The sequence below is a fragment of the Calothrix rhizosoleniae SC01 genome, from assembly GCF_900185595.1.
In the GTDB taxonomy this organism is placed as follows: domain Bacteria; phylum Cyanobacteriota; class Cyanobacteriia; order Cyanobacteriales; family Nostocaceae; genus Calothrix_A; species Calothrix_A rhizosoleniae.
Map to the genome: position 1 here is coordinate 1 of NZ_FYBH01000039.1, position 19,804 is coordinate 19,804.

At 37.1% G+C, this 19,804-nt stretch carries 14 protein-coding genes; 1 reads left to right on the plus strand and 13 read right to left on the minus strand.

The genetic code is table 11. The features are described from left to right. Positions 1–396: 396 nt before the first annotated feature. From CALSC_RS02050 to CALSC_RS02090, 9 genes are all read right to left on the minus strand, one after another. The gene (locus tag CALSC_RS02050; RefSeq protein WP_200817535.1) at positions 397–1,461 is read right to left on the minus strand and encodes a glycosyltransferase family 2 protein; all 1,065 of its coding nucleotides are present in this window, start codon (positions 1,459–1,461) and stop codon (positions 397–399) included. A gap of 413 nt (positions 1,462–1,874) precedes the next feature. Next, complete coding sequence (locus CALSC_RS02055) at positions 1,875–3,146, minus strand: lipopolysaccharide biosynthesis protein (RefSeq protein WP_088239765.1); 1,272 nt, start codon at positions 3,144–3,146, stop codon at positions 1,875–1,877. A 133-nt stretch (positions 3,147–3,279) separates the two neighbouring features. Next, positions 3,280–4,452, minus strand: coding sequence for a glycosyltransferase (locus tag CALSC_RS02060; protein WP_088239766.1), 1,173 nt, complete (start codon positions 4,450–4,452; stop codon positions 3,280–3,282). A 138-nt stretch (positions 4,453–4,590) separates the two neighbouring features. After that, positions 4,591–5,673 (minus strand): acyltransferase family protein, encoded by a 1,083-nt coding sequence (locus CALSC_RS02065; protein WP_088239767.1) that lies wholly within the window; start codon positions 5,671–5,673, stop codon positions 4,591–4,593. Positions 5,674–5,824: 151 nt separating this feature from the next. Beyond that, on the minus strand, positions 5,825–6,523 hold the full coding sequence (locus CALSC_RS02070; RefSeq protein WP_088239768.1) for a class I SAM-dependent methyltransferase: 699 nt from the start codon (positions 6,521–6,523) through the stop codon (positions 5,825–5,827). Positions 6,524–6,587: 64 nt separating this feature from the next. Next, complete coding sequence (locus tag CALSC_RS02075) at positions 6,588–8,051, minus strand: O-antigen ligase family protein (RefSeq protein ID WP_088239769.1); 1,464 nt, start codon at positions 8,049–8,051, stop codon at positions 6,588–6,590. A 26-nt stretch (positions 8,052–8,077) separates the two neighbouring features. Further along, positions 8,078–10,243: a GumC family protein gene (locus tag CALSC_RS02080; protein WP_088239770.1), complete on the minus strand. Its 2,166-nt coding sequence runs from the start codon at positions 10,241–10,243 to the stop codon at positions 8,078–8,080. Between the two features lie 308 nt (positions 10,244–10,551). Next, positions 10,552–11,754, minus strand: a complete 1,203-nt coding sequence (locus CALSC_RS02085) for a glycosyltransferase family 4 protein (RefSeq protein ID WP_088239771.1) — start codon at positions 11,752–11,754, stop codon at positions 10,552–10,554. Between the two features lie 171 nt (positions 11,755–11,925). After that, positions 11,926–13,143 (minus strand): glycosyltransferase, encoded by a 1,218-nt coding sequence (locus CALSC_RS02090; protein ID WP_088239777.1) that lies wholly within the window; start codon positions 13,141–13,143, stop codon positions 11,926–11,928. Positions 13,144–14,357: 1,214 nt separating this feature from the next. On the opposite strand from CALSC_RS02090, the gene CALSC_RS02095 reads away from it, so the two are divergent. After that, on the plus strand, positions 14,358–15,104 hold the full coding sequence (locus CALSC_RS02095; RefSeq protein WP_088239772.1) for an ABC transporter ATP-binding protein: 747 nt from the start codon (positions 14,358–14,360) through the stop codon (positions 15,102–15,104). Between the two features lie 4 nt (positions 15,105–15,108). On the opposite strand, the gene CALSC_RS02100 is transcribed toward CALSC_RS02095, so the two are convergent. The 4 genes from CALSC_RS02100 to CALSC_RS02115 all read right to left on the minus strand — a co-directional run bounded on the left by CALSC_RS02100 (position 15,109) and on the right by CALSC_RS02115 (position 19,522). After that, positions 15,109–17,700, minus strand: a complete 2,592-nt coding sequence (locus CALSC_RS02100) for a M1 family metallopeptidase (RefSeq protein ID WP_088239773.1) — start codon at positions 17,698–17,700, stop codon at positions 15,109–15,111. Positions 17,701–17,947: 247 nt separating this feature from the next. Beyond that, the gene (locus tag CALSC_RS02105; protein ID WP_088239774.1) at positions 17,948–18,145 is read right to left on the minus strand and encodes a DUF2811 domain-containing protein; all 198 of its coding nucleotides are present in this window, start codon (positions 18,143–18,145) and stop codon (positions 17,948–17,950) included. 635 nt (positions 18,146–18,780) lie between these two features. After that, a complete protein-coding gene (locus CALSC_RS02110; RefSeq protein WP_088239775.1) occupies positions 18,781–19,236 on the minus strand; it encodes an SRPBCC family protein in 456 nt (151 codons plus the stop codon). A gap of 97 nt (positions 19,237–19,333) precedes the next feature. Next, complete coding sequence (locus CALSC_RS02115) at positions 19,334–19,522, minus strand: CPXCG motif-containing cysteine-rich protein (RefSeq protein WP_088239776.1); 189 nt, start codon at positions 19,520–19,522, stop codon at positions 19,334–19,336. Positions 19,523–19,804: the final 282 nt, after the last annotated feature.

The window sequence follows — 19,804 nt, forward strand, 5'->3', positions numbered from 1 at the left end:
TAATATGATTCAGTAGTTCACTCATTTTTCTATGTAAAAATACCCTGTGATATTCTTTTATCACAAAATATTTATATTTTGGAGATGTCTAATGAGTGTCTGGTGCGTGAGATTACAAATCTCGTTACTACGTTCAAATATTATCGCAGCGCTACAGATACTACAGAAAAAATATGCCCGTTGCGTAAGTCCTAAATATAACAAAAAAATTTATTTATTCGATAATAGGGCGTTGGATAAATATGGGATAAGTTAGTACCTGGAAATATGGAAAACATGTTCCACATATAGCAAATTTATCCAACGATTCAGCCAAAATTAGCATAAATCAAATACTGTGATTAAGCAATTTATATAAGAAAATAATTATCAATTAATGCTAATCACAAATTAAATTTAATCTCCAGTTGGGTGAGATTGATTAAAATTATTCATGGTTAATCTGGGTATTCTATTGAAAATTAAATCTCCTTTGGGATAAAAATTACTATTGATACGACCCTTGAGTATGTAATAAAGCTTGTCTATGATTTGTATACTGACTATAACTAAATCATTAATTATTCCCCGCCAGTATAGTTTTAATATTTTCGCTATAACTAAATAACAACTTAATTTCTGTGGCCAATTCAAAGGTGATTCATTAATAGCAATTATATGCTCATGAAATCTTCTCCAGCGAGGGAAAATAATCTTACCTTTTTTGCTAGTATCATGCCAAATAGTATACAAATGTATAGAAAGAGCATTGATATTGATAGATTGTTCTGAGTGTCTTCTGAGAAAGAATAGATCCTCGGGAATCTGATGAAACTTTCCAAAAAGGCTCAATCTTGCAAGTAGTAGCCTGTCTGCACCTGCATAATTATCTATCAGGGGAGTTTTTTTGAGAATACTACTACGTATGACTCCAAAAATTTGATAGCAAGAATGTTGAATATATGCTAAATCAAAAAAACGTTCATGGGGTTTTTGTGAGTCGCTTTTTAGCTTGATATTATCATTAGTATATTTGACATATAAATCATCCTTTTTATTCAACAAATTGCCATTTTCATCAACGACCTTTGCTATAGAATGACACAACACGACATCTGAATCTTTCTCCAGTACTTCAATACACTTTTCTAAAAATTCCGGAGCACATATATCATCGTGAGCAGCCCACTTAAAATACTTACCCTTAGATAATTTAAAGGCATGATTATAGTTAGGAGCTGCACCAATATTATCTGGATTGCGATGGTAATGAATACGTTTATCTTTAGCTGCATATTCTTTACATATCTCTTCAGTCATATCCTCAGAGGCATTATCCACGATAATTAGCTCAAAGTCTTTAAAAGACTGGTTTAATATTGACTCTATCGTTGTCTTTAAAAAACGTTCGCCATTGTAGACTGGCAATCCGATAGTTAACAGAGGATTTTCATATTCCATAGAATGATTTTCTCCTAACATAATTTAAGCCCTTAACAAGCAAAAGATTCTGATGTTTGGATTTATTAATTTTGAAAATAAAAAATAATTATGCCATACAAGAATAGGATATGTTGTATGACAAGTTTATTCTAGCATTCAGAATAGTATCTTATATTTACATTTTTGATAAACATAGTATAAAAATTATATGAGCATCCTCTAAAAAAATAAAAAGCCTCCATCATAGGAGGCTGATAATTTATTTTCAATAAGTGTTATCAAGTACTTTCAATGTTTGTAAATATGTCTCATAAAAATCAGTCGTAATTCCTGATTTTAAAAGCTTAATTTCACTATCTACAATGGTATTTCCCCAGGAATAGATTCAGATAAAATATTTACAGCACCAAAACTATAGTCAAACAGCAATTATTATCTATATCAAATAAAAATTATTTTTCAAAAAACATATTTTTTCCTTTTTTGAAAACATAATTATCAGCCCAGATATTAAAAATTACAGACATTAATAAATGACTCAACAGTACTGCTAACGCTATCCAGAAGACTCCCATTTTTACGGTTATTAATAAGGCAGCTGCAAATACTAAAGTATAAATAACGTCAAAATAAAATACCTTATGGGTTTGGGCAATAGCATTAAGTAGCAATGAAGAGGATTGTTTAAAAGCTCTAGGAATTACGGAAAGACAAATAAGGACTAATATCGGAACTGCACCAGTCCATTTTTGTCCAAATATTATGGGTACATAAAATGGTGCTGCTGCTGCTTGTAGAAGAACAATTGGTACTACTATAGTAGCGATAGTTTTAACGCTGGTAAGGTATCTTTGTCTAAAGCTTTGATAACTTTTACGAACGGCACAAAGATGGGGAAATAAAGGGGCTATTAATGTTTTGACTATATTCATAGTAATGCCAGAACCTGCATTAAATGCAAAATAATATAGACCCAACTCATCAATTCCCAAGAATTTACCAACAATTAAATAGTCTAGATTCATTCTTAATCTAGTTAAAAATTCCACGGCAATTATATTCTTACCAAAATTAGTAATATCTTGCCATTTATCTAAATTAAATGATTGAGGAGGTCTCCATGAATTATTTTTATAATAGACGAAAATCCAAACTATATTGGATAAAACCATAGACCAAACTATAGACCATACCCCCATACCCAAAATAGCTAAAATTACAGTGAGAAGATTACCAATTAATGATTGCGCTACATTCCCGATAGCTTTAATTTTGAGGCGGTTATCTCTTTCGATTAAGGCACCTTGTACTACAAAAGTAGGAAAAATTAAATAAACTAAACCCACACAACAAATGGGCAAAATTAAATCTTGATTACCATAAAAATATGCGATTGGGAATGCAGCTATACATTGTAAAATCAAAATGGAAATGCACAATATCCAGTTGATCCAGTAAGAGGTATTACATATAGTTTGGATATCCTCATCATCAGCCTGGACAATCTTAGCTATAATTCCTCTATCTAGGGTAAATAGTGAGGAAAATTCAACCACTATATAAACAATTGCCATTAGCCCATAATCTTTGGGGCTAAACATTCTAGCCAGGGTAACAGTTGTTCCTAAACGAAAAACGCGATTGGCTAATTCTGCTAAGCCCAACCAGCCAGCATTACGAATAAATTGACTTGAAAATGTTTTTTGTAGCTTATGAATGAGCATTGATAATTGATGGCTGGATGCCTGTATTTTATCTTTATTGAGAGAATAATTCCTAGATTAACAATCACATAGATGATAAATTATTTCAGGACATATTGGCATAATTTTTTTAAAATCAAAGTCATAGGTAGTATTAACTTTTAGATCCCTTAATAGTTTGTAGAATTAAATCACAATAACTTTTAGCGATCACATCCCAGCTAAAACGCAAAGCATTTTCTCTTGCTCTGACTTGCCAGTTAGATTTGAGCACTTTTGCAATTGCATCGGCGTAGATGTCTATTTGGGTGACATCACACAATATACCAGCGTCACCAACAATATCCCTACGAATTTCATCATCAGTGGTAACTACTGGCAAACCACAAGCCATAGCTTGGATGTAAGCTTGCCCAAAAGGTTCATCTATAGAAGGAAGGGTGAATATATCTGCACAACGATAAACTTCAGGCATTTGGTTAAAAGGAAAGGTCTTGATGGCAAAGCGATCGCTTCCCAATAATTCCTCACCCAAAGCTTGAAAATATGGACGATCGATACCATCTCCACAAATTAAAAGACTTGCTTCCCGGAGGCGGGCGATCGCTCTAATAGCTAGTTCTACCCGTTTATGATCCTTGCGATTCAAGGAAGCAACGCATAAAACAAGAGGCTTGTTTAAACTAAGATCTATGCGATCGCCTTCTGGTTTAAACCAATCTATATCTACACCATTGGAAATTATGGTTGTAGGTTGATTTGGGTTCACTCCACGAACAAATTCAGCCATAGTTTTGGAAAATACAACCAGATTATCGGGACGAAATCTCATACTCCGTACTAGAGATTTTCCACCACCAGCCAACCCAGTATGAGCTTTAAATATAATGGGTGTGCCTAGAATTTTTCTGACTAAAGATGCCATCGCTAATCCACCGTAGTCATTTAAAGGAAAAATCAAATCGGCTGGCTTCCTTAATAGTCGGGTGGCGCAAGGTAAAAAATTTGTCCCATGTTCGATGACAATATCTGGATGAGTGGAAAATTTTTTGAGCAACCTGTTTACAACAGGATTACTAATTATATTGCGAGCTTGTGTTCGAGGAATACCACCAGCAGGATGAAAATATGGACTACATGGTGCTCCTGCTAGTAACTCGATTTCAAAATAAGGACTCAGACGATGTGCAATTTCGATGGCAAAATTTTCAGTTCCACCACTCCAATTTACCCCTGCACTGGGATGAACAATGGCAATTCTATAGTTGTATTGATGCTGAGTTCTTAAAGCATTATGTTGCTGAGGTTCAGCTAATTGTTGATTCATACTATTTTATCATTTCTCAATTTCAGTGTTAAATAGAGTTTTAGTAGCCTAATGATTCCCAGCAAACCAACTTGTCAAATTAACGGATAAAACAAGATTTAGCCTAGCCATAAAACTAGTCTTATGTTCCGTTTACAGTTAAGCTTTAGCCAATTTTGGCTTGACAATGTAAATTAATGGTTTTTCTATGCAAGTGTAAATTAGGCATCCAAATGCAAGAGCTATTAAAGCAATAAAAATTCCCGTAAAATTGATAAAGAAAATATTTTGAGTTGATTCGGGTGAAAACTTGAATATTAGTTTTGTAATATTATTAATGGCAAAACCATGCATTAAATAAATCGAGTAAGATGCATCGCCTATATAAGTTAAAACATTAGGTACCTTGATATTTTTATAGGTTTCTAGATATGTGGAGCCTATAACCATTAATAATGATGGAATACCATAGCCAATAATTCTAGATATTTCTACAATTTTATAATTCATATTAATTGCAGATAGAGTGTATAAGAAAATTCCTACACACAATAGTGCCATTCCCTGATTACCGCTACCTTTGTATTTAGAAACAGTAAATGCTGCCAAGCATCCTAAAACAAATTCTAGATTGTGCTCGTTAAAAACAAACTGTATCAATAAATCGCTTTGGCTTAAATCTATCAATCCAGTGAAATTTGCCAGGGTACCCAATATCCAAGCAGCAATAATTAAAAAAGACCATCTAGTCGATATTGCCATTAGTATACCGAAAATGATGTAAAAGAAAACTTCAAAACTTAGTGTCCAACTAACACCAAGAAAGCTACTAGAAAGGATAGTTCTATCTTGAGGAAACAGTAAAAATGCTTGAATAATTTCCAGGGAACTTCTTTGACTAACATCCGAGTTATAAGATAGTATCCAAGATGCAGAAATCTTCAGTGTTAATACAACCCAATAAATTGGATAAATCCTAGTAATTCTTTTCCTCAAAAAAGAAAATACCTTATCTTTATTGCCAATATCTTTTTGATGAAGATAAAATATGAGAAAGCCACTGAGAACAAAGAAAAAATCTACCCCGGAACCACCAAAATTAAAAATTTTAAACCAAAAATCTTGATTGTAGTTTTGATTATAGATTAAATCACAGTGGACAAGTATTATTAACACCGCTGCAAGTCCACGAAATACCTGAAGTAGATTGAATTTTTTGCGTTTAGCTGAAATATTAGACATAGATTTTCACTGAAATGAAAAATTATATTAAATGCAATTTTTACTAATAAAAGTATTTTCAATAGTTTAATCCTAGATTAAACTATTGAAAATACATATTTCGTTAGTCTCTTTGAAAGACTTAGTTTATCCGAGTATTAATGCAAAATTTTTATCTTGCTAATACCATTAAGGAGTATCCACCAAGAATGCGAACCGCTAGATCTTGATTAATTGCATACAACATTTTTCTGGGAATACGCGCTATATGATTTCTAAAAGATTTTGCTGGTAAATCAACATATCCAGCCGTATAGAAGTAGTCTAGAACTTCATAACCACTATCTCTTAAAGATTCTAAAGCAGTTTCCTTTGTAAAGTAATGTATGTGTCCTACAGAGTTTCGTAGATCCATAATTGGACTACTACGTAAAACACTCTGTACAGAAAGATCCAAGGGAATATGAAAAATTTTATATTCACTCTTTGATTGGATTCTTTTAAGAAAATTAAAATAGTCTTCTAAGTGTTCTATTAAATCAATTACCAAAATAATATCAAAATATATATCTTTCTTCTGTTTTATATCTGTAAGTTCAAACTGCAAATTCTCATTAGATATTGAACAACATAAATCAAATGCTTGTGGGGAAATTTCATAGCCCCAGAATTTACAATCATGGCTTATTTTTTTTTGCAGTTGCTGCAATATACCTCCAGCACCACATCCTACTTCGCAAATGCTTCTGGGCATCAGCTGATTTTTTTGCATCATTCTGAGAATATGTTCTGCTTTCCAAGGAGAATCTTCCAAATGCCAAGTTGGATTTTCTTGGAGATATTTACCATCGGTATATATTTGAGTAGTCATAATTTGGCAGCTCCTGTAATCAAAAATATCTTTATTTTTAACGAATAATAATTACAATATTCGATTAATTATCGGTGAAATTCAATTGCTGATTGGCAAGAGTATTCTCATTGTCAGTCTGTCCTTCTTTCCAATCCCAACCAACTACTGCTACTAGTAAGAACCAGTAGAAGAAAAGGGTTGTGTGGGTTAAAATATTGTCAGTTAACATTCCCAACATTAATCCCAGAAAAATACCAATTAAAATTAGACAAAGCCTTCTTTTGGAACTGTTTCTAGGTGAAGAATAGATCAAATTAATCAAATAAAAAATTTGACCAACAATAATACTTAAAAAAGATACTAGCCCGACAATTCCTCCTTCGACTAAAGCACGGATGTAATCGTTGTGTGCATAGAGATCGAATCTTGTTAAGTGACGAGCAGTATTCAGACCATAACCAAGAATTGGATGATGTTGCCAAGCTTCTAATAACAAACTCCATTGAGCAATTCGCCAGTTGAAACTATTGCCATCTGATGATGATAAAGTAATAGCTCGCGATATATCAATATCTGGATTTAGTAATGGAGTTTCATATATGGAAGTAAGCCGTTCTTGTCCAAATTCTGTACTAGCAAATAGTCCTATAACCAATGCAAATAATACAATACCGCCCATCAATTTCATTAAGTTTAATCTAGGAGAGATTAAAACTAATATCAAAACCAATAGCATTGCTAAAACAGTCAAAGCTTTGGTCGATACTAAGAAAAATACAAGTGTAGTCAGCAATAGTAGCCACGGTAATCGCCTGGATGATTGACTTATCTTCCAAAAAGTTAAGCCAATGAATAGCAATAAAAATGATGCAAAAGTAGCCGGATGACCAAGAGTACCGTTAATTCGCGAGCCAGCTTCTACCACTCCCTCCGTCTGAAAAACTAAAAGAGGAGGAAGAAATGATGGAGGTATTATTATTTGTATTACTGCTACAGTCAATGGTATGCAGAGACTGAAGAACAACATATTAATAACACTCTCTGGCTGAACTCTATTTTTGAGTTGCATCACCAACAAATAGATCATCAACCAGGAAAATAGGCGCACCCATTCACGGATACCATCTAATAAATATGAAGCATCCAGTCCTAATCCCCCAAGAGGTAAGAGTATTATCCATAACCCCTGTAATAATATCCATCCTGCAAAGCACCACCAAAATTTATCTACATGTACACGTTGACCAGTCAATAACTTGAGTGTTACATACAACACAGTTAACAGATCTAAACCAATGGCAAATGCTGCCGGTATTTGGTAGTCGGAGAAAATATCAAGGGAGCTACGGAGAATCAATAAAAGTATCACAGCTTGCTCAAATTTGGCAAAAAACCAAACAAGAACTGCTACAGAAAATAAAGCTGCACCGACTAAAAGGGGATTTACTCCAGTCAGGAAACCAACCAGTAAACCTACAACAATACCTCCCAAGGCGACAAAAAATGTCATACGGGAAGAAAGATTTGAGCTTTGAAGTTTTAACATTGTTATTGATATCTCAAATCATCAATCTAACTTTCAGCTTTCGATTCCCTAGCACCAGATGCAGCCAAACGCTTAACTGGTTTTTCTAAGACTGGTTGATAACCCTTCACAGGATAACGATAATACCTTTCATTTAATCCAGTAATTCCATTCACTGCTACTCCTAAGATTGGTATTCTGTTCTTATTCAGTTCCGATACGGTTCTTTGTAATGCTTCTTTGACAGTGAAGCTGGGACGGGTAACCATAACCAACCCATCACTCTGTTGCCCTAATGTAGCAGCATCAGCAGAAGCACCTAAAGGAGAAGTATCGACAATTACGCAATCATAACTCTTTTGAGCTTCTATCAGGAGCGATCGCATGGCTTCTGATTCTAGCATTTGCGATGGTCTACCATATAATTGACCACATGGTAATATAAATAAATTCTCTACTGCCGTAGGCTGTACCACTTCTTGCAAAGTATTTTGACCATTAAGCACATCCGCAATACCCGTGTCCGGAAATATTTTAAAAATATTGTGTTGTACGGGTCGATGCAAATCAGCATCAATGATCAGTGTTCGTCGAGATAACATGGCAGAAGTTGCAGCTAAGTGGGAAGCAACAACTGATTTTCCTTCACCGGAGATGGTACTACTGACAATGATCAGCTTTAATTTCTCAGGGCTACGAAACTCTAAATTCTTAAACAGCATCCGGTAAGGCTCCACAAAACCCATTCTGTCTAAGAAACTCTCAGCCGGTTTGAGCACTAGTGCTGATTTTGGTAAACGAGGTAATACTCCCAGTAATGGTAATTTTACTAGTTCTTCGGCTTCTAATGGATCCCGTAGTGTATTATCCATTACTTCTAGTAATAATATTACACCAATGGCCAGGATGCTACCAAAGACACCAGCCAATACTAATACCAAAGGTGGTTTGGGTGACGTAGGGAGTAATGGTGGTCTTGCTTCTTCAATGACCCTCAGGTTTTCTACTTTTTGTGCTTCCGCAATACGTGCTTCTTCTAATTTCGCTTGTAATACCTTTAATGATTGAGCAGATTCTTCCCGTTCCCGGACAAGTTTAGCTAATGGTTGTTGTTTAATTGGTAGTTGGGTCAGGCGATTCTGCAAATTTCCTCGTTCCACTTGTACAGCCTTGAGCCTGTTTGTCAGAGCTACTCGTTCAACTTCTGTATTTACCAGTTGAGAAGTGAGTTCTTGACTAATTTGATCGGCTGCTACATTTGTTGTGGGAACATTGCGATTACCTGGTGAGAGGCGCTGAAGCTCTTTTTGATACAAAGAATTAAGCCCATCTCGCTCTTGAATTAGCTTAGTTACAGTCGGATGGTCATCTGTCAAGCTTACCCGAGCTTCAACTATTTTTTGTTGTGTCTCTGCTAATTTTGCCCGTAATTGCTTCAGCTCTTCATCTTGGCCGCTACGCACGGTAGCATAGGCATTATCTAGATTTCCTGCCTGGGTAATTTGTCGTAGAGATGCTTCCCGTGACCTTACTTCTTGCAGCTGGCTAACTAGGGTACGCTCTTGCTGTTCCAAGGTAGCTAAACTTTCTACCAAACTTCTGCTTTGTTCGTCAAAAGAAATAATACCGCTTTTTTGTCTATATCGGTTCTCTGCTAGAGTAGCTAATTGCCAGCGCATACGAGCTTTAGGAACTTCTGTTTTTTCCAAAAATTCCCGCACTTTTTTAGCTTCTGATTTAATGATTGTGATGTTTTGCTCTAGCATTGCCTGAGAAACCGCATTGAGCATTTTGGCAGCTAAATTAGGATTCTCATGGGCATAACTCAATTCAATAATATTAGTTGTTGGGATATTTTTTACCTTTAAATCCCTAGTTAGCGCTTCACTCAGTGCAGCAGTTGTCAGTGGCTTAGAGTTTGGTAAAGCTATAGCGATCGCTCGTTCTAAAACAGGTTGGGATTTAGCTAATTCTGCTTGATCAGATGCCGGATCCGGACCACCAAAATGACGAGATACTTGTGTCAAGTCTCTACCAAATTCGGAAACGCTGACTCGTTTGTCATCAAGCATCAGTCGCGTAGATGTTTCATACATTCGTGGTGCGACCATCAGATAAGCAATCGCTCCAGCGATCACAGCAGAGAATGTGACTACACCTGGCAAAGCACGCCGTTGTAGAACTATTGGTAAGGATGAAATGCCTTTTTCCATCGGAAGTTTACTCTAGTTTTGTTCAGAAGGTAAATATAGTCTCAAGAATTAATCAGGACTTACACACTCTACAACCTAGTTATTATATGTATGAGTGGGATTTAATTATTTCTATCTTGTCTTTTGTCGTAAATAGGATGACCAACCCAGGTTACTAATCAATATCTCTCTTTGCAGCAGCATCAAGTTTGAATGATCGAAAGTCACCATATTTGTTTTCTTGTCAATGTATAAGCCCTAATTTAATGGTGTCTATTTCTACCTGCATTACCTTTGCATAGATTGGAATTGCTGCACAGATTTTTGACTTATAGCATTGTTTCTTTACTGAGAGCCCCAGCTAGCTCATTAGAAGAGCTAGGTTGAGTCATGTCAATTTTTTGTGGATAATTCAAAAGACTGCTGTACACTTTCAACGTGTCAGATGTAATTTGATCCCAGCTATAGTTAAGCTGCACGTATCTTTTTGCTTTTTCCGCCATCAAAGCCAATTCTTGAGGATGGTGGATAGCCCAATCAATAGAATTCATACAAGATTCTAGGTTTCCTGCTTCAAACAGCATTCCCTTTCCTCCGTTAATCAATTGCTGATGAGGCGGGATATCACTTGCTAATACAGGGATACCTTCTTGCATTGCTTCCAACATTGCTAAAGGTAATCCTTCTAAATCAGAAGGTAGGACAAATAAACCAGCACCCCGAACAATTTCCCACAAACGAGCACCCCTTAGTTCTCCCGCAAAAATTACATCGGGATCTTTTGCTACTTTTTCTAGTAGTTCAGAAGTAAACGACTTTGTATCGCTGACTCCACCAGCTAATACCAATTTCCATCCTTCTGGTTTTAGAGCACTAAATGCTTTTACCAATAAGTCAGGACATTTTTCTGGCACTAACCTACCTAAAAATATCAGATAACGTCCCTGTTTTAAACCCAAAGATTTTCCATAAGTAAATTTAGCATCAGAATCACCATACTGAGCAGGTGCATTGGGAATATAGATTGTCTGACGACCATAGGTTTTGAAGAAGTAGTCGTGCAATGCTTCTGATACAACAACTATATTATGGGCACAACGTACTGCTGTTTTCTCTCCCATTTTAATCAAGCGGGTGGAAAAATTTCCCCACTTTGCCCTTTGCCAGTCTAATCCTTGACAGGTGACTACCACCTTCGCTGATGTTGTAATTCTAGGTAAACAGCTAAATAAAGATGGCCCTAGGGCATGGAAATGGATAATATCATATTTTTTACCACTGGCTGCGATCGCTCCTAAAGCCGAGGTGACAAAAGCATCTACACCTTTAGTTTCCCAACCGGGTAAAGATATAACATTGACACCCTGGTAATCGTAATTTTCTAGCCAACCAAATTCAGTGTAGGAACAACGGGCAAATAAATCAACTGTATGACCCTGTGAAACTATCCGGGGATATAACTCTGCACAGTAATGCTCAATACCTCCTTGCTTGGGAGGTAGACCTTTGGCTCCAATTACAGCTATTCTCATAATAATTACCTTTTGTTCCCAAATCTAAGAGTTACAATTTACATACTGATTATCTCAGTTATTAGCGATGAAAATGCTTGTTCTTTTAGTCGCGGCAAGTATTTTTAGATGTTTGAATTTTTCTATTTTCGTTTAAATTAATATCATTATTTACTCTCACTTGCAAAAGTTTTACACTAGAATTGGCGATTGGTAATGTTGTTGCCAGCGACTAAACATATCATTGTATACATCCTTAACAACTGTACGAGCTGCATAGGGTTGTGCAGTCCGAATACAGGATTCCTGGGGATAATTTTCTGGATGTAATACAACTTTTCGTAGAGCATTTGCGATCGCATCTGGTGTGCGTTCTTCACATACAATACCACTATCAGTAGCCAGTAATTTAGGGGTTTCACCACATCTGGTTGTGACTACAGGTGTCCCACAAGCTAATGCTTCCAATACCACTAAAGGTAAGCCTTCATAGGCACTACTGAGCACAAATGTATGGGAAATTCGATGTAATTTAGCTAATTCATTTGGCGCTACAGCTCCCAGCATGGTTACTTGCTGCTCTATGCCCAATCGGCTAATCTCTGCTGTCAATGGTGATGCTAATTCCCCATCTCCTGCAATTAATAAATGTACCGATGGCTCTTGCATCGCCGCCAATGCGCGTACTAATAGTAAAGGATCTTTTTGTGGATGCAATCTACCAGCAAACAGAATAAAACGTGTCTGTTCATGTAAGCCCAGTTGCTTGATTAACTGACTCTTTTCCGCCTCTGTGCGTTCTCTATCCCAAGCATAAAAAATTTCATTATCAAATGAGTTTTTGATGTAAGCAATGCGATCAGCAATGCTGGGATAGCGTTGGCGATACATTTCTGCTGCATCTGTATTGCAGGATAGTATCTGATTAAATTGTCCCACTAGACTTTTCTCTAAGGCGAAGTATGCAGCCGGAAATCTACGCCATAAAATTGCTTTTTTATTTCCTACAGTTTGCATCTGTGTTTGAATGTCATTATGGATAAAGAGAGTTTTTTCTCCTTGCCAATGACGAGTAACTAAGGTAGGTTCCAACCGATGAAAGTGCATGAAGTCTGAGGTGAAGCAATATTTCCTCAAGGCTGCGGTGTACTTAATGGTTGTAGGGATTAGACTTCTGACATTATCATCCTTCAGGGCAAAGAGGGGGAAAAACTCCAGCTCTCTACCTGCAAATTCCTTGGTATGCCATTTACCAATCTTCTCCTTTTGGGGATCTCCTGTTCCCACTAAACGCACTACAAATTCTTGAGGTGCATACTTGATGAAAATGTTGATAAGTGTTTGGATTCCTCCAATAGTTTTATTCCAAGGATTGTATTGGTAAAAAATAGTCAGAATTGGTTTTCTCATTTCATACATCCTGGAAGTATTTATATTGCACAAATGTTATAGCCATTTTCCCTCATTAAATATTTTTTAAGCTTTTATTCATACTTGAATATTTACACATAATTACTTTACAATTTGGTTCATCCTATCTTCATAAATTACTCATATACTTTGATTAGTTTATTTATTATTTTGTTTGGTATCAGAAATATTTTTCAAAGAATGCAAAAAATAAATATTTTTTCTTCTTGCTTCTACAGTAGGTTGCAAGATTAACCTTTTCAATTAGTGGATGAATATTTCAGAACAAAAAAATATTGCTCGAAAATTAATCATTAATCTAACGAAAATATGCTGCACACAATAAAGTTATGATTTCTGACCAACATTTGTCATAACCATCAACTACCACTATTTGTATTGGCATCCCTTATACTTCCGTTTTCAAACGACAAAATAATTGTGAATGGTAAATACAACTAGCTCCCCTGAACATGGGCATTGTTAGTGATTATACAAAGCTCATGAAAAAATAACTTCAATTACATCTGCTGATTGATACTGTTGTATTTATGAGTGAAATTCAGATGTGATTGTAGTAATCAAACTCCAAGGGAGATAATTGTTTGCAATAAGCTAGCAAATTTTCCGGGACAATATGATTATTTCATCAGCCCTTGGAAATTCACATTAGCATATATTTTGCAGCCCAATTTTCACATAAAAATGATTTTTACCAATTCTTTATAAAGCATGAATTAGACCAATGTTTGTGCTGGTATGATTTTGTATCTATTAATTTCTGATTTTTTTACCAATTTTTTTTTGCAAAACCCGCCAAAAACCTGCAATCATGATTATATATTGGCGGCATAATAATAGCATAACATGAAGTGTAGTGATGTATGATCTGATGCAGATCATAAGAAAATAATATTTGACACCTTTACAAAAAGTTCACAAATCTATGGTAGGTATTACTATGTATATCTATTACTCCTTGACAGCAGTCAAAATATTTCCTTCGGAAACCCTGTGGGAACAAAATTCGCAAGCCATAATAATTTCGGATTGATCCCATGTTAAAAGTCAGGGGGTTTGAAGTTATGAATTATGGCGAAAGAGTGGTGATGTATCGCGGCACAATTTTAGTCAAAAGTATTGTGTCCTGTAGTTTTGACTTATGAAATATTTTCATTGCCCTGAACAGTAATCTGCCGAATGTGGGGTTAAAAATGCTCAACAAGCAGTACCAGCAGAAAGATAAAATCCTACCACCAGAAGTAATATTTCACGTACATAGAATTACCAAAGTTTATCAGATGGGAGAGGTAGAAGTTCGGGCTTTACGGTTAGTAGATCTCGACCTTTATGAAGGAGAATTTGTGGTATTGTTGGGACCTTCTGGAAGCGGAAAATCCACACTCTTGAATATTTTGGGAGGATTGGATATACCTTCTAGCGGTGAAGTTTTTTTCCGTGAGCGCAACTTAACCAATGCTAGTGATGCTCAACTAACTCGATTCCGTCGTGACTGCGTGGGTTTTATTTTCCAGTTTTATAATTTAATCCCCAGTCTAACTGCGAGGGAAAATGTTGCTTTAGTCACAGAGATAGCCCGCAGACCAATGTCTCCACAACAGGCTTTAGAATTGGTAGGGTTAAGTAATCGCTTGGATCATTTTCCGGCTCAAATGTCTGGTGGTGAACAGCAGAGGGTGGCGATTGCTCGTGCTATTGCCAAGAACCCTGAGGTATTGTTATGTGATGAACCAACAGGGGCTTTAGACTTCCAGACAGGTAAACTGGTACTGGAAGCATTAGCCCAGGTAAACCGAGAACTAGGTACAACTACGGCAATCATTACTCACAATGCGGGGATTGCAGCGATGGCTGACCGAGTGATCATGATGCGTAGCGGTGAAATTACCCATATTCAACACAATGAAACCAAATTAACACCCGCAGAGTTGGAATGGTGATTGGTTAAGATTTAGCCTCCAAGTTTTCCAAGCGGCTTTTTAGCTCTTGGTTTTGTTGTTTGAGTTCATTCAGTTCTTCTCGCAGCTGACGCAGGGTTTCTTCTGAACCAATATTCTTTTGCACCTTAGCAATTTTTTCATCAGCATGACGACGTACTCGCCCATCAGTTGTTTGTTCAGCTAAAGATTGTAAAATACCCAAGGCTTTTGGTGTTTTCATTTCTCCCAAAGCTGTTACCACTGCTACCTGGGTTAAAAAGAATTCTTCATTGGCAATTTGTTTTAAATGCTCTAAAACCCGTTCTACATTTGCAGTGGTTTGACCCACAGAAATACTTCCTAATGCACGAATTGAGCTTAAACGCAAGGGTTGGGGGATACCGAGTTTAGTGTATTCTAAAACCACATTTAAAGCTGCTTCTGAAGTTTTGAATTTTGCTAAACCGCCAATTGCTCCACTGCGTACCACTTCGTTCCAACCAGCTTTTTTCTCTAAAACTGTTGTTAACAGCTTTAAAACCTTTTCTTCTCTGGGTTTATCTGTATCAGCAAAAGCCGCTATTTCACCAATGACACGACAAGCATCTGCTTCCACATAGTAGCTAGCATCACCCTCCTTGACTAATCCTTTCACAACCTTATAGCTAGCATTAGTTTTGATTTTCCCCAAGCCTTGGACAACAGCTCGGCGCACCCAAGAATTAGCATCTTTTAACCCAGAGACTAAAGCATCAAAAGCTCCATCTAACTTAATTTCTGCTATTTGTTTAGCAACTTCCGCCCGCACACCCCAGAAAGGATCATTTTTTAGGGCTGTAGATAGGGCTTTGAGTGCTTCTAATCCGCCTTTTTTACTCAAAGCTTCCGCCGCATAAATCCGAGAAATGGGATCTGCATCGAATTCTAATTGTGCTTTCAACTCTGGGATAGCATACTCTAAAGAAACTGTTTTCAGGTAATGATTACCGACATCAAAGCTGATAAATTGGGGCTTTTCTGAGAGAGGAAAGTAAAAACTTTGTTCCCGTTCATGTACCCGTACTGTAAAAGTTTTTAATTGTGCAGTTTTCCCTGGTTGGGTATAACCGAAGCCAATGGGAATTTTCAGATCGAATAAATCATTATTACTACTAGTTTTCCCTTCCTTCGCTTGGGTTTGAGTAACTGTGAGCTTCCCTAAATTACTATCCCCATCCCAAGAATATGCCACTTTAAAATCAGGATGTCCTCCACGATACACATACTGGTCGAAGAGGAAGCTCAGATTACGTCCAGTGGAATGTTCGATCGCTCGTAACAAATCTACCGTTTCGACATTTTTATGGGCATTCTCTTGGACAAATGTCTGTATAGCCCGCCAAAAAAGTTCTTCTCCCAACTCAGCCCGGATCATGTGATAGACACAAGCACCTTTTTCATAGATGTGGCGATCATAAAGTTCGATCGCTTCCCGATAAACATGGGTTACCATCGGGCGACGATAGCGCCCCCTATCTTCACTTACATAAGCACGGGCATCTTGCAGCAGAGAATATTTCCCTTCATCCACATCATACTCATGTTCTGCCCACATGATTTCCGAGTAGGTAGCCATACCTTCCTTAACCCAAGCATGGGACCAATGCTTGATGACTAACAAATCACCAAACCACTGGTGTGCTAGTTCATGTACTACTAACCTTTCGGTGTTACGGTTGTCTAAAGCTGCTCTGGCATCCAATAAGCACCTATCTGTCAATAGGGTGGTAGAAGTATTTTCCATCCCACCAAAGATAAAGTCATCGACACAGACTTGAGCATATTTAGCATAGGGATAAGGGTAGCCATATTTTTGGCTGAGAAACTCGATCATCTGGGGAGTTTTCCCCATACTCAGTTTTGCTGATTCTTCCTGCCCTTTCTCTACGTAGTAAGTAACTGATTTGTCTTGCCATTTATCCTTTATTTCGGCAAAATTACTTACTGCTAAGGTCATTAAATATGTAGGATGAGCTTGCTGCTGGGACCAATGATAAATTTTATGTTCCCCATCTTTCTCAGTAGCAATTAATTCTCCGTTGGAAACCGCCATCAAGGACTTAGGGACACGGACACGAATTTCACTGGTAGATAATTGTCCAGGATAGTCAAAACAAGGAAACCAAAAACGGGAATCTTCATCCTCTCCTTGAGTCCACACTTGAGTTGGTTTGTGGGGGTAATGCTCATTGGGTTGAATAAAGTAAATGCCCCGTTGGGGTTTTTCTCCGGAGTAGGCGATAACCAGAGTAATACGCTGATTTACCTGGGTTGGTTGATTTAATTTTACTGTAATTTCCTCTCCATCGTAATCGAATTTTTGCTCTACATCATTAATTTTGACAGAGGCAATATCCAGATTCACAGCATTTAAATTGAAGCGATCAATGCCATCACGTACGGGGTTGAGGGTAATTTGACAGTTGCCTTGTAAACTCTGTTGGGAGATATCTAAGCTTAAGTCTAAAAAAATATGTTCCACTTGTCCAGGGCGATCGGGGTTGTAATGTGGTTTTGCTCCTGGTAATTCAAAGGTCTTATGTTTACTTTTATCTGTATCAAAATAATAATTAGGCATTGATAGTTGGGAGTTGATAGTTGGGAGTTGAGAGTCGGGAATCTATCGAGGACTTAAAAGCAACAAGGAATCTAGTATCTCGATCTCTAATATATTTTCTTGCGGCAAAAAAGACAAAAATTTAGGGGCGCTATATTCTAGTACCCCTAATAATTTTATTCTCCAACACTAGTTTGGCTAACTAGTATATACATACTAATATTGCGGATATTAGTTGCTAACTCGTACCCTGTAAGTGAATTAAGACTTAGCAATGATGAAACAAAGTTTCTAGATAAACTCGGGCTGCGCGGCGATCGCTATCTCCATTTTGTAGTAAGAATAAGGACAAAGCTGCTGTTAAGACCCTATTTTGATCCCAGTCAGGATGTGCTGCTAAGTAACTCTTGAGGGATTCGTGGAGTGTTTCGGGAATTTCGGTAAAGATGCTTACTGTTGGGTTCATGCACTTTTCTCCTTGGAACTCCATCAATGGGTTAATCTTGCTTGTGCTGAAGTCCGGGGCGGCGACACAAACTCCTTGACAATTACAACAATCTGTTGCAAAAGCTTTGGTAATTTTACACAGCTGCTCAATGGACAAAAAAAGCAAGCCGAATCATTGTGCGCTAAAAGGGGGTGGGTTTGTCAATGCTGCGAAATGTTACGGATACCTTTATTTAAAAAAATATTTACGAAATAATAGGGCTTTTAGCATGATTTTTGTTACATTTATTAACCTAAACTCAGTATTCTAAGTTTCATGTGCCTAAGGGTACAAAATCCCCAAGTAAACACCAAGAGCTTGTAAAAACGTAAACTACCTGTGGAAAACTATCAACTGCCTGTGGAAACTCTGTGGAATGGGTGAGGAAAAATACCATTAATAATAAGAATTACAAAAATCAAATGTAACAAGGCGGTTGAAAAATACAGATGCTTTTGCAAGCTAGTCCCTCATGAAACTTTATGCACAACCAAGAATGTATAGCACTGTGGGCATTAAAGAAAAAAAAGCGCAGCTTGACGCGAAGGGTCATAAATATCTCTGACCGACTCCCGATTCCCCACTCCCCATTTTCTAGCTAAGTTTGAGCAAGTTTAGTAGGGCGGTTGCTGACATTCCCGTTTAGTGACTTGGTGGCGGTAACGAAACATACTTTCAAGTTGGGCTTGGATTAACCAGCCCCCGATAAATTCTACTGGTTCGCCACCGCCTAAAGAAAAGGAGATTTCATCAGTTAATCGAGTTTTGCCATTTTCATCTTCAAATTTATGCCGATGTAGCCAATACTCAAAGGGTCCTGATATTTGTTTGTCAGCAAAAAAATGATACTTTTTGTATTCCGTGTGACGAGCTAACCAAGTTATAGGGATTGGTCCTAAGAATATCCTAAATTCCGTAATTGCATCCACATCAAGTCCTCCTTCCCGACGGATTACTTCTACTGGTTGCCACGGAGGTGTTAGGATTTGCAAAATATCTTGTCGTTCGTGAAATTCCCAAACAACTTTTACTGGTGCATTAATAACTGAAGAATAATTAAATCGCAGCATGGATGTTCACAAGTAATAAGTAATAAGTTTACTGTTCATAGGTTTGGGTCTTCAACAATTTTTTAACGTATATGCGTAGTGTTAAAAAGTATAAAGATCAACCTTCAAATTCAGTATCTATTTCTATTTCTAAGGTATCTTCATCAATACGTATATATAAAATATTGGGACGACAGCAAACTTGACAGTCTTCTACATAGGATTGTTGTCCACCCGCACTTAAGTCTATAAATGTGGTATTCTCTTCACCACAATAGGCACAGTAATATTCGGCTGTATTTTGCATAATAAAGTCACTTGAAAAACTATAGATATCACCAAAATAGGGAGTAGGGAGTAGGGAGTAGGGAGTAGGGTCAGAGGAAAAATACCCTACTCCAGGATGGTTTGTTAGCGTTAGCGTTAGCGGAGCGTCTCCTGAAAGGAAATAGGGTGTCCGGTAGGACATAGCCCCCGGATTTATCCGTGGAAAGTTAAGAAAATTTGGGTGGAGAGGCGCGCTTGCGGTGACAGACAAAACGTCAACATTAAATCCCCTACTTTTAAGTATGGGGTATCCCTACTCCCC